This window comes from Marinobacter santoriniensis NKSG1 (assembly GCF_000347775.1).
Classification (GTDB): domain Bacteria; phylum Pseudomonadota; class Gammaproteobacteria; order Pseudomonadales; family Oleiphilaceae; genus Marinobacter; species Marinobacter santoriniensis.
The window spans coordinates 1-11,843 of sequence record NZ_APAT01000022.1 but is presented as its reverse complement, the minus strand read 5'-3'; the positions used below and the strand labels follow the sequence as shown (position 1 = coordinate 11,843).

Annotated in this window: 12 protein-coding genes; 10 read left to right on the top strand and 2 right to left on the bottom strand. The window is 54.7% G+C overall.

Annotated features, from left to right (window positions below; translation table 11 throughout):
- The first annotated feature begins 3 nt into the window (after positions 1–3).
- The 3 genes from MSNKSG1_RS14270 to MSNKSG1_RS14260 all read left to right on the top strand — a co-directional run bounded on the left by MSNKSG1_RS14270 (position 4) and on the right by MSNKSG1_RS14260 (position 5,125).
- Complete coding sequence (locus MSNKSG1_RS14270) at positions 4–357, top strand: zinc ribbon domain-containing protein (RefSeq protein WP_008939993.1); 354 nt, start codon at positions 4–6, stop codon at positions 355–357.
- Between the two features lie 748 nt (positions 358–1,105).
- Positions 1,106–3,874 carry a ribonucleoside-diphosphate reductase subunit alpha gene (locus tag MSNKSG1_RS14265; protein ID WP_008939992.1) on the top strand — a complete coding sequence of 923 codons (2,769 nt, stop codon included), beginning with the start codon at positions 1,106–1,108 and terminating at the stop codon, positions 3,872–3,874.
- Positions 3,875–3,877: 3 nt separating this feature from the next.
- The gene (locus tag MSNKSG1_RS14260; RefSeq protein ID WP_319795855.1) at positions 3,878–5,125 is read left to right on the top strand and encodes a ribonucleotide-diphosphate reductase subunit beta; all 1,248 of its coding nucleotides are present in this window, start codon (positions 3,878–3,880) and stop codon (positions 5,123–5,125) included.
- Between the two features lie 52 nt (positions 5,126–5,177).
- Here MSNKSG1_RS14260 and MSNKSG1_RS14255 read toward each other — a convergent pair whose 3' ends face one another.
- Positions 5,178–6,161, bottom strand: a complete 984-nt coding sequence (locus MSNKSG1_RS14255; protein WP_008939990.1) for an integron integrase — start codon at positions 6,159–6,161, stop codon at positions 5,178–5,180.
- 275 nt (positions 6,162–6,436) lie between these two features.
- Here MSNKSG1_RS14255 and MSNKSG1_RS19150 point away from each other — a divergent pair, with 275 nt between their 5' ends.
- The 7 genes from MSNKSG1_RS19150 (at position 6,437) to MSNKSG1_RS18975 (ending at position 10,504) form a co-directional block, all read left to right on the top strand.
- Complete coding sequence (locus MSNKSG1_RS19150; RefSeq protein ID WP_152638790.1) at positions 6,437–7,084, top strand: hypothetical protein; 648 nt, start codon at positions 6,437–6,439, stop codon at positions 7,082–7,084.
- A gap of 91 nt (positions 7,085–7,175) precedes the next feature.
- Positions 7,176–7,982, top strand: coding sequence for a leucine-rich repeat domain-containing protein (locus MSNKSG1_RS14250; RefSeq protein ID WP_008939989.1), 807 nt, complete (start codon positions 7,176–7,178; stop codon positions 7,980–7,982).
- Positions 7,983–8,073: 91 nt separating this feature from the next.
- The gene (locus tag MSNKSG1_RS19145) at positions 8,074–8,565 is read left to right on the top strand and encodes a hypothetical protein (RefSeq protein ID WP_008939988.1); all 492 of its coding nucleotides are present in this window, start codon (positions 8,074–8,076) and stop codon (positions 8,563–8,565) included.
- Between the two features lie 147 nt (positions 8,566–8,712).
- Complete coding sequence (locus tag MSNKSG1_RS14240; protein ID WP_008939987.1) at positions 8,713–8,979, top strand: hypothetical protein; 267 nt, start codon at positions 8,713–8,715, stop codon at positions 8,977–8,979.
- 105 nt (positions 8,980–9,084) lie between these two features.
- Entirely contained in the window at positions 9,085–9,453 is a 369-nt protein-coding gene (locus tag MSNKSG1_RS19140; RefSeq protein WP_152638789.1) for a hypothetical protein, read from the top strand.
- Positions 9,454–9,647: 194 nt separating this feature from the next.
- Positions 9,648–10,070, top strand: coding sequence for a hypothetical protein (locus MSNKSG1_RS14235; protein ID WP_085681724.1), 423 nt, complete (start codon positions 9,648–9,650; stop codon positions 10,068–10,070).
- 92 nt (positions 10,071–10,162) lie between these two features.
- Positions 10,163–10,504 carry a hypothetical protein gene (locus MSNKSG1_RS18975; protein ID WP_083871096.1) on the top strand — a complete coding sequence of 114 codons (342 nt, stop codon included), beginning with the start codon at positions 10,163–10,165 and terminating at the stop codon, positions 10,502–10,504.
- 77 nt (positions 10,505–10,581) lie between these two features.
- Here MSNKSG1_RS18975 and ltrA read toward each other — a convergent pair.
- A partial coding sequence (gene ltrA / locus MSNKSG1_RS14230) for a group II intron reverse transcriptase/maturase (protein ID WP_008939985.1) occupies positions 10,582–11,843 on the bottom strand: 1,262 nt, incomplete at its 5' end.

Genomic DNA, 11,843 nt, shown 5'->3' with positions numbered 1-11,843 from the left:
GCCATGCCACTGTATGACTACAAGTGCCGTGACCACGGCCTGTTCCAGGAGCTGGGCACCATGGCGGAGCCCGGCAAACCGGCCGAGTGCCCCACCTGCAAGGCCCTGTCTGCACGGGTGATTGCACTGCCGCCCCATATCATGGGCATGGACCCGGCCAAACGGCAGGCGGAAGCCCGGAACGAAAAGGCCCGCCATGAGCCGATCATCTCCACCGCCGACCAGCGGGCCCGGGACGCCGAGCACCGCAAGAGCTGTGGCTGCAAGAAGAAATCGGACGGCAAGCACATGCTGTTCTACACCGCCGACGGGAAGAAGATGTTTCCCTCCATGCGGCCCTGGATGATCAGCCACTGATTGCGAGTGGTCATACTGTCACGAAGTTGGCCCCCACCCGGGGGCCTTTTTTATGCCCGCCTTGTCCTTCCCCTGGTTCGTGTATATAGTGTTTCTATCCTTGGTTAACTACCAGATGTTGTGATTATTCTGTGATCAACACGGGTAGTCGGGAATCCGGTGAGAGTCCGGAACTGACGCGCAGCGGTATTGGGGAACGAGCGTGGCAAAGATGACACTGGCAAGGAGCCCCTGGTTACCTTCTGAATCGCCTCTGCGTGCTCTGAAAACTGCAGATGCAAGGCGCGGCTCGCCGCCAATGGCCTTAGCCCTTGGCAAGAGTCGCAACACAGCATATGCAGTTTTCAGAGCGCGCCCTTCGGGGCTTTCAGAGCGCTTCATACTCGGCGTTGCAACTTTTTGAAAGGCCCCGGCCTTACTGCAAAGTTGCGCCTTGATTGTGAAACGCTCTGAAAGCCAGAGGCGACTCAGAAGGTAACCAGGGGCTCCAGCCGGGAAGTCGCCACGCAAGGCCGGATCAAACGATCCACGCCCCTGAGTCCGAAGACCTGCCAGGGAGGTGCTGTTTCCAGCCCATCGGAGACAGCGCGACTGCACCTTCGCGACTCAGGCGCCTGCATCAGGCCCATCAAGGTGAGCAGCAAACGGACACGGCAATGCACTCCCGCCAGTCTCTGGCCCCGTGCCGCCGGTTCGGCCTGCGTACGCGAAGGACATGGAATTCAACGCGTATTCAGGAGAACACCGCATGTCCGCTTCTGCCCTGGCCGAGCCCCGGCCCATCTTGCACACCGATACCCAGACCCTTCAGGTCATCAAACGCAACGGCACCCTCGTGGGCTTTGACCCGTCCAAGATCAGTGTCGCCGTTACCAAAGCCTTCCTCGCCGTGGAAGGGGATCCGGCGGCTGGCTCCGCCCGGGTCAACGACGCCGTTCGCCGGGTCACCGATCAGGTGGTCCAGGCCATCCGACGGCGCCTGAAGGCCGGAGGCAAGGTCCACATCGAAGACATCCAGGACCAGGTGGAACTGGCGCTGATGCGGGCCGAAGAACAGAAAGTCGCCCGCGCCTACGTGCTCTACCGGGAAGACCACGCGCGCCAGCGGGCCATCGACGAACCGGTGGAAGCCCACCCGCACCTGACCGTGAAAAAGGCCAACGGCGAGACCGCCCCGCTGGATCTGGGCCTGATGAAGCTCCAGGTGGAACAGGCTGCGGCCGGTCTGGACGGGATCGATGGCGAATCCCTGGTGGAAGACGCCCTGACCAACCTGTACGACGGCATTGCCGAGGCCGACGTGCTCTCCGCCCTGGTCATGACCGCCCGCAGCCGCATCGAGCGGGAACCGGACTACAGCGCTGTTACCGCCCGCCTGCTGCTGGAACAGCTTCGCCTGGAAAACGCCGCGGTCCTCGGCCTGCCCATCAGCCTGCCGCTGGCGGAGATCTACCCACAGGCACTGACCGCGTTCATCGACGCGGGGATCCGGTTCGAACTGCTGGATGAGGCCCTGGCGGCCTTCGACCTGGAACGCCTCGGCGCCGCCCTGAAGCCGGAGCGGGACCTGCAGTTCGGCTTCCTCGGCCTGCAGACCCTGTACGACCGTTATTTCCTGCACTGGAACGGTGCCCGCCTGGAACTGCCCCAGGTCTTCTTCATGCGCGTGGCCATGGGCCTGGCCCTGAAGGAAGACGACCCCAACGAACGGGCCATCGAGTTCTACAACCTGCTCTCCGGCTTCGACTACATGGCCAGCACGCCCACCCTGTTCAACAGCGGCACCCGCCATTCCCAGCTGTCCTCCTGCTACCTCACCACCGTGCAGGATGACCTGGAAAGCATCTACGGCGCCATCCGCGACAACGCCATGCTCTCCAAATGGGCCGGCGGCCTGGGCAACGACTGGACCCCGGTGCGTGCGCTGGGCTCCCACATCAAGGGCACCAACGGCCAGAGCCAGGGCGTGGTACCTTTTTTGAAAGTGGTCAATGACACCGCCGTGGCGGTGAACCAGGGCGGCAAACGCAAGGGCGCGGTGTGCGCCTACCTGGAAAGCTGGCACCTGGACATCGAGGAATTCCTGGAACTGCGCAAGAACACCGGCGACGAACGCCGCCGCACCCACGACATGAACACCGCCAACTGGGTGCCGGACCTGCTGATCGAACGCATGCGCGAAGACCGCGAGTGGACCCTGTTCTCCCCCAGCGACGTCCCGGACCTGCACGACCTCTACGGCAACGCCTTCCGGGAACGCTACGAGTACTACGAGGCGCTGGCGGAACAGGGCCAGATTACCCTGTACAAGACAGTTTCCGCGAAACAGCTCTGGCGCAAGATGCTCACCGTGCTGTTCGAGACCGGCCACCCCTGGATCACCTTCAAGGACCCCTGCAACCTGCGTTCACCCCAGCAGCACCGGGGCGTGGTACACAGCTCCAACCTGTGCACGGAAATCACCCTCAACACCAGCGCCGACGAAATCGCCGTGTGCAACCTCGGCTCGGTGAACCTGGCGGCCCACATCAGGGACGGCGAACTGGACGTGCAGCGGCTGGAACGCACCGTGACCACCGCCGTGCGCATGCTCGATAACGTCATCGACATCAACTACTACGCCGTGCCCCAGGCCCGGAACTCCAACCTGAAACACCGCCCGGTGGGCCTCGGCCTGATGGGCTTCCAGGATGCCCTCTACAAACTCGGCCTGCCGTACTCCAGCCCCGAAGCGGTGGAATTCGCGGATGTGGCCATGGAGCAGCTCAGCTACTTCGCCCTCCGCGCGTCGGCCGCCCTGGCCAGTGAGCGCGGCGCCTATGAAAGCTACGAAGGCTCCCTGTGGCAACAAGGCATCCTTCCCATCGACTCCATCAACTTGCTGAAAGAGAGCCGCCGGGAAAGGGACCTGTCAGTCAACACCAACAGCCGTCTGGACTGGAGCCCGGTGCGCGAACTCATCGCGAAACACGGCATGCGCAACAGCAACGTCATGGCCATCGCGCCCACGGCGACCATTTCGAACATTGTTGGTGTGTCCCAGTCCATCGAACCGGCGTACCAGAACCTTTTTGTGAAATCGAACCTGTCCGGCGAGTTCACCGTGGTGAACCCCTCTCTGGTGCGCGACCTGAAAGCCGAAGGCCTGTGGGACAATGTGATGGTCAACGACCTCAAATACTTCGACGGCAGCGTGCAGCAGATCGACCGCATACCCCCGGCACTCAAGGCCCGCTACGCCACTGCCTTCGAGATCGACCCGCGATGGTTGGTGGAAGCCGCCGCCCGGCGCCAGAAATGGCTCGACCAGGCCCAGAGCCTCAACCTCTACATGGCCGAACCCAGCGGCAAGAAACTGGATGCCCTGTACCAGCTCGCCTGGGAACGCGGCCTGAAAACCACCTATTACCTGCGCTCCCTCGGCGCCACCGGCGCGGCGGAAAAAGCCGCCCCGGTCGCGGCCCCGCAACCGCAGGTGTGCAGCATCGACAACCCGGACTGCGAAGCCTGTCAGTAACCACTGACATACACCAAAGACGATATCTACCAAGCCTGCAGAGCCGGGCTGGCATCCCCTCCCGAAAATGTCTGTGGCCAGGGATGGCCACAGCCAAGCCCTACAGGGACGTATTCACGGGCGGTTTTCGGGAGGGGATGTCAGGCCGGTTCCTCCACCAAAAATGCATGCCACAAAGAAGAGGTCAGACAAATGCTCAATTGGGAAGACGAACTGAATACGGAAAGCAAACCGGCCGCAAGCAGCGGCCCGACCCCCGTGAACGTGGACGACAAACGGGTGATCAACGGTGAGACGGATATCAACCAACTGGCCCCGTTCAAGTACCCCTGGGCCTGGGAGTACTTCATGAACGCCAACAAGAACCACTGGACGCCGCTGGACATCAACATGGCCCAGGACGTTCACGACTACCACCACCGCCTGACCGCGCCGGAAAAGCACGTGTACGAAAACGTGCTGGCGTACCTCACTACCTCCGACATCCTCGCCATGCGCAACATCGGCCTGGCCGTGATGGAGAAAATGAGCGCCCCGGAGCTGCAGATCTACCAGGCCCGACAGGTGTACGAGGAAGCCATGCACACCTGGGCCTACCAGCACTGCATCGAAACCCTCAACCTCGACCAGAGCGAAATCTACAACCGCTACCGCGTGGTGCCCGAGATTCACCGAAAGATCCAGGTGGCCAACCGCCGCCTGGACGCCGCCATGCGACCGGACCTGAACCTGCGCAACAAGGACGACCTGCAGCAGTTCATCATGTCCTACCTGTTCTTCGCCGCAGTGTTCGAAGGCGCCTGGTTCTACAACGGCTTCAGCCCGATCTTCGCCCTGCAGCGCCGGGGCCTCATGCGCGGCACCGGCGAACAGCTCCAGTACATCCTGCGGGACGAAGCCATGCACTTCTCCTTCGGCCTGAAAGTGGTGAACCAGATTCTCGAAGAGGAAAACATCACCCTGGACCCCAAGGCCGTGCGCGATATGTGGGACGAATCCGAAGCCGCCGAAACCGCCTACGCCAACTACATCCTGCGCGATCCTATCCTGGGCTACTCCGCCGAGTACCACAGCGAACAGTTCCGTTTTGTGGCGAACCGGCGAGCCCGAACCGTAGGCCTGGACGAGCCGTTCCCAGGCGCCAGAAACGTCTCACCCTGGCTGGATGAGCAGGCGACGATGCGGAAGGAAAAGAACTTCTTTGAGACGCGGGTAATTGAGTACCAGACCGGGGCTCAGTTGGAGTGGTGAACTGCGACCGACCGGGCGTCTCCGCCCACTACACCACCGCCAAGCCGGAAGCTCATGGATCCAGGGGGCTACTGATCCCACGCTGATGGCTGCCGATCACGTGGGTGTAGATCTGGGTGGTAGAAATGTCATTGTGGCCCAGCAACTCCTGAATACTGCGGATGTCTGTGCCACTTTTGAGCAGATTGGTCGCAAAACTGTGGCGAAAGGTGTGGCAACTCGCCTTCTTACGAATGCCGGCAGCGCGGATGGCGGCATTCACCGAACGACGAACCTGTTGCTCGCCAATGTGATGGCGCCGGCGGACGCCAGAGCGAGGGTCCACTGACAAGCGATGTGCCGGGAACACATACTGCCAGGCCGGACTGCGGGCGGCATTGGGATACTTCTTCGACAAGGCATTCGGCAGATACACCTCCCCGAACCCATCGTCCAGATCCTGCCGATGCAACGCCAACGCGAATTCAACCTGATTCCGCAACCCTTCGGTCAGCGAGCTTGGCAACAGCGTTCGCCGCCACTTGTCGCCCTTGGTCTCCCGAACAAACAGGCATTGCTCGGAAAAATCCACGTCCTGAACCCGCAACCGGGTGGCCTCCATCACCCTAAGCCCCGAACCATACATCAGGCTCGCCAACAGCTTATGAGTACCCTGCATGTTGGACAGCACCGCCATGGCTTCATCATGGCTGAACACCGTGGGCAGCCGACGCGCCTGGGTGGTGTTGGTAAACTGCAGCTTGCCAAGTTCACGGCCGAGAAACTGGTGATACATAAACACCACCGCGTTCAGAGCGGTTTTTTGCGTGTTCACCGACACGTTTCGATTGTTGGCAAGATGGCTGAGCCAGGCGTTCACTTCCTCTGCGCCCATGGTTTCCGGGTGGCGGGCACCGTGAAACCGAATGAACTCCCGTACCCAGAGGCAGTAGGTTTTTTCGGTGCGGTAAGCCAGCTGACGAGCGCGGATAAAGGCGCGAAACCGGTCCATAAACCGGATAGGAACCGCAGGTAGTGGGGTGGGGATGTCATCCATGACAGCGTTCCTTTCTGATAACTGTATGTATGTACAGTTTAATTGTGCCGGCGTGTTGCTGCAACGGAAAAGCGATCAAGATGACCGTGAACTGGGGGCGTTTTATTGAATCGGTTGAATTTTCAAACAAAACAATTGGATAGAAACCAGTTATTGGGTGGGGGATAGTCGTCTTGGTGAATATTTTTATTTTGGGAGTCTGACCCCAAAAGTGAAGGAAGTGTTTGACCTTACGGGATTTTCTGCCTAGTTTTGGAAAGAATTAAAATTGAGATATGAGTCGTGGGGAAAGTGGTCGTTGGGACTCATATACAAATGTTAGAGTTCAAGAAAGGTCGGCGATGAGGATAGCGAGAAAAAGTATTTCTTTAGATCATAAAGTTTTAGGGGTGGTTGGAGGAGTATCCAGTATTGGATTACTTTTTTCATTGTTTTCACATGATTTCGTGGTTGATCCTGTAATTTCTGAGATTTCGGTATATATATCGTTAGGCCTGATCATATTTTTGTGCCTAATTTATTGGGTTTTATATACCAAGGGAGTTTTTTGTTCATTCAGAGAATCCAGTCTTTTTCCGAAAGGGTTAAAAGAATTATCGCTATTTATAGGAATGCCCATATTATTTTTTTGGTTTTTTTGGGTGAATTCGGCATTTTTCGTTCCCAAGTTGTTTACAGAAGTTTTTGGTGAAGATGCGACTTTGATTGCTGAAGTAAAAAAACAATCGAGAGGGCGACGAGGGTGGAGTTGTCGGCATCGATTAGAGTTCGATTCATTTAGCCGCTATTTGTTCTTTTACTGTATTTCTGAGCGGACGTATAATTTTCTTCCTGATAGGGAAATAGAAGTTGAGCTGCTGGTTAAGCGATCGGAGCTTGGATACGTGGTTAAAGGTCTAGCATACAACAAAGATCAACTCTAACAAATGCAGGCACGGCGACGCCCATTACATTGCGCCTTTGGCTCCATTTCATGGGCGCGCATGCTGCAAGCGTTAAGTTGCAAGGAAAGTAATGCAGTTCCCTTTTGAGCTTACAAAATCAGAAACTGCCGTATCAGATGATTTATCCCAGCTACCGCTGGATTCGAGATATGTTGCGTGTTTTGGAAAGGCCAAACATATAACAGCCTTAGACAAATTCACTGCGTTGAGGAGTCTCTGGCTATCTGGCGTCAATGAAAAGCAAGCAGCCCTTGTGCCAAAGATGGATAGAGTCGAGACCTTAGTTATTCATGACCTCCGGACGCCGACGCTTTCAATACTGGGTAGCTTTCCGAACCTCCGCACACTTCTAATTTGGGGAAATACTAAGGCGACCAAGCTGACGGAATTATCTGCTCTAAAATCACTTCGTGTTCTGGGACTAGAGCATTTTCCTAAGATCAGAAACATAGATGAGATCGGGTCGCTTGAGGGGCTGGAAATGCTCTGCTTGACGGGGAGCATGGATACAGCTTTAAAGCTGGACACGCTGACTCCGCTTGCTAACTTAAAGCATCTTGAGTTGCTGCATATTACCAACTTGAAGGTTGCAGATGAAAGCCTCTCTTTCGTAGAAAATCTGCGCAGGCTCAAAGAACTACAGGTGTCAAACCAGTTTCCAACGGAGGAATATGCAGCGTTAAAAGCCAAATGTAGTCAAGTTAAATGCACTCATTTTGCGCCCTATATCTACAGCAACCTAAAATGCGACAACTGCGGTGCTGATCAGGCAATGGTCATAGGTAAACGCAAGCCTTTTGTATGCCCTTCTTGTAGCCCCTTAAAACTGGAGAAGTACCAGTCCCAGTTCGAGAATATGGTGGCAAATGCAACTTAACCAGGGGCTGCAGCGGACCGCTTTTCCGGCGCGGTGCGCCTACAAATCGGCCGCTGAGCCCAGGCGTTAGATTTTATCGGGAATTAGAACCATGATCGAAGTGCACAAATTAGCGGGATTCATTTCAGCGCATGGAATATGGTGTGTAAGTGACGGCTCTACTTTGACTCCCATGTTTGCAATAAATAATGAAAATGGTGAGCGAGTGATGAATCGCCTAGTTACAGAGAGATTGGAGGAGGCTGTTGAATTAGGTAGAGCTAGACTTGATAAAAATAGTGATGACGCTAATGATGCAGTATTAATATTTGATGGCCGAATCCCTATCGGAGAAAAAAAGTTCGATGCACTGATAATCGAAATGAGATCGTACTTTTCACCTGGCTCGAAATCAACAATGGCTATACCGTACACTCCCGCGACAGAGAGTGAAGAATTCAAAGTTCATAAACCGAAATACCTACAGTGGGAAAACTGTGACGACTTTGATTTAAATACATGTGTGAATGCATTCTTTGAAGGTGTAGATTCACACGAAGAAGCCGCAAAAGTATGGAATAATCATCTTGATCAAACGGTATAAATCTAACAAGCAGCACCAGGCTCAGCCGCTTCGCGGCTTGGACCTCCATTTCGGCGCTGCGCGCCTACATTGCGGCCCCTGTGCTGGGCGTTAGGAGGCAACGGAGCTAAAACCGTGGCAGATTGCTCAGCAACAGGGGGAGAACTCATGGCCAGAAAGCAAGCGATACAGGCATTGGAGCAGAATGCAATTTCCTGTAATGACATCAAATCCGATGGGCGCCTCACCTTTCCAAAGAGCTATGGAGTCTACCAAATCTTGACCACTGCGAATGCGGGTAAAGCGTTTCGGTATGGAAACCATCCTGTGCGTCAGTCTGAACTTCAGCGTGAATTCGGCGACTGCCGCCTTGTCTATCTTTTTCTCGAACGCGAACATGCGTTTAGAATGCAAAAAATATTGAACAAAGACTGAGATTAATAATATTAGGGGCGAACAAATTTATTAAATTGCGGTGGCGCTGACATTTTAAACGTAACTAAATGTGTTGTCAGAATAAAAAAGTATGAGGGTTAATCGATGCGAATACTAGTATGGGCAATAGCCATGTTTTTTGTATTTGGTGTTGCAAATGCAGTTGGTTCAGCACAAGACCAAATAGAACATGCAATTATGAATCTCACTGAGAAAAACCCAGAATTAAAATTAATTCGTATATTTGAAACCACAACCAATAATTATGTGGTAGAAATAAGAGTACCTGACACTATGGAACTTGCTAAAGGCTCCAATTCAAGAGAGAAGAATTTATCCCTAACGAAAAAGTGGAGTGCTTTAGTATGTACTCCTGAGATGAAAAGCATAGCTAAGAAATTCAAAATTTCCTTCCTGTCAGTCAGGCAGGTGGATGATAGTGGAGAGTCTTATTCTATAGCGTTGTGCGGTTAATTTTCTTGTGGAAGGCTATTAATATTGCTCTCAACAGTCGCCGTTCTCTCGTCTCGCTATTTATGGGATCTGTGAAATATGGCCGGGAGGGATTCAGTCCAAAGCCCTAACAAATGCAGGCACGGCGACGCCCACTACATTGCACCTTCGGCGCCATTTCGTGGTCGCGCATGCTGCAAGCGTTAGGCATATTTATGGCTGACTTCAGAAATTTACGTGGAAAGGTCCTTTCGGCTGTCCGAGTTGGGAGGAACCACCAAAAGGTTCATCCAGCATGGCAGGACGATACCAATGAGGGCTTTCTGATTTGCTACGACCTAAATTTGGAATTTGAGGACAAAACGGTCTTCTCAGTGCAGCCATGCGAAGTGGAAATTTCTGGGCGCTATCCAAGTCTGGGGTTGGCATTAGAAAACGTTGAAGCAGCGAATTTTACGGAGAGGTTCGAAGTTTCGTGTCTTCCGATGAGAGTAGAAAAAGTGATTCAAACTGATTACTTGGGCGAGAACGCAAACAATCAATTTGACCTAGTTCTAGAGGATGGAAGCAAAATTGTAATCAGGCATGTCTTTCCACCAATGACGATGGGAATAAAGCTGGAGGGAGAAAATGCCTAACAAGTGCAGGCACGGCGACGCCCATTACATTGCACCTTCGGCTCCATTCCGTGGGCGCGCATGCTGCAAGCGTTAAGTGAAAAGGAGTTCTGATGGATCCAAATGTTAAGGCATGTATTGCGTACATTGCAGGCAGCGCAATTTCTGGGAAGTCATCATCTTCCGTATATGATTACGCCCAGGGAAAACATATAAGTATCAGTGGGTCGGTATCGGCTTCTCAAGCCAACATCTACGATTACGATCGTGGTTGCCATATCCAGGGCCAACTGGGCAATCTGTACGATTATGGCGTTGGATCGCACATCCAGCTAAAAATCAGCGGCAATAATTTTAGCGGCTACGACTATAGTTCGGGCTCTCATTTTAGCGGACAGGTCAGTGGTAGTAGCATTTCAATGCACGCTGATGGTCACAGCAGCTACAGCATTTGAGTCACTTAATCGGGTAGCCGGGGGTATCTAACCCCCAGCCCCCACAACACCCTGCATGCGGCCCCGCACAGGGCGTTTCACCGGGAATGGTGAAGCTTGATCCATCCATCGCGCAGTGATGCCAGTCCCTCGGCTTTCAGGTAGTCATTAGAGAGTGCCTGTTGAATACCCGGCGTCTTCGAGCTGCGCCAGGGACCTTTACTGGTAATGCCACACGCGACTGCGGCCTGCACATGCACACCCAACTTCATCAGGCTCCTGACTTTGGTGCGCGGCTTTCGCCACTGTCGCCAGTAGGCCATCCGAACGCGACGACGGATCCAGTGATCCAGATCGCAGCAGCGTTGATAGCCGGTGGCGATGCCAAAGTAGTTTATCCAGCCCCGAAGATACTGGCTTACCCTGAAAAGCTGATAGTGCATCGATACACCCCAGTTCCGGTTCGTCAGTTCCCGGATACGTTGCTTGAACGTGCGCAGCGTGTTCGGGTGCCAATGAATCTGGGTTCCCTTGAAGGTAAAGCCCAGGAACTTGCTGTCATTGGTTCTGACTACTCGGCTCTTGGCGGTGTTGACCGTCAATTTCAGGCGGTGTTCGAGGAAGTGGCTGATGCTGGCCAGCACCCGGTCGCCCGCACGGCGGCTGTTCACCACAATGGTGAAGTCGTCCGCATAGCGGGCAAACCGATGGCCCCGCCGTTCCAGTTCTTTATCCAGTGGATCGAGCATGATGTTGGCCAACAGAGGTGACAGTGGGCCACCCTGTGGTACACCTTCGCGGCTCTCCAGATAGAGCTGGTTATCGATAATCCCAGCTCGCAGGTACCGGGCAATCAATCCCAGCAGACGCTTGTCTCGAACCTTGCGGCCCAAGTGCGTCATCAGCAGGTCGTGATTGACCCGGTCGAAGAACTTCGACAGGTCCACATCCACGGTAAAGCGTCTCCCTTCCTTGAGAACACTTTGTACCCGTCGCACCGCCTGGTGCGCGTTCCGCCCCGGACGGAAGCCGTAGCTGTCCGCTGAGAATCCCGGGTCGAAGACTGGCACCAAAATTTGGGCAATGGCTTGCTGAATCACCCGGTCTGTCACCGTCGGGATACCAAGCTGACGCTTGCCACCGTCCGGTTTGCTGATCTCAACCCGCCTTACCGGCGATGGTTGATAATCACCCGAGCGAATCGACTGCTCGACCACGGTCCAGTGGCCGACCTTTACCCAGGCGGGGAACTCCTCAATGGTCATGCCATCGATACCCGCCGCTCCCTTGTTGGCTCGAACCTGCTTCCAGGCTTGTTGTAGATTAGCCTGGTGCAGTACCGCATCGAGGAGATCATCAC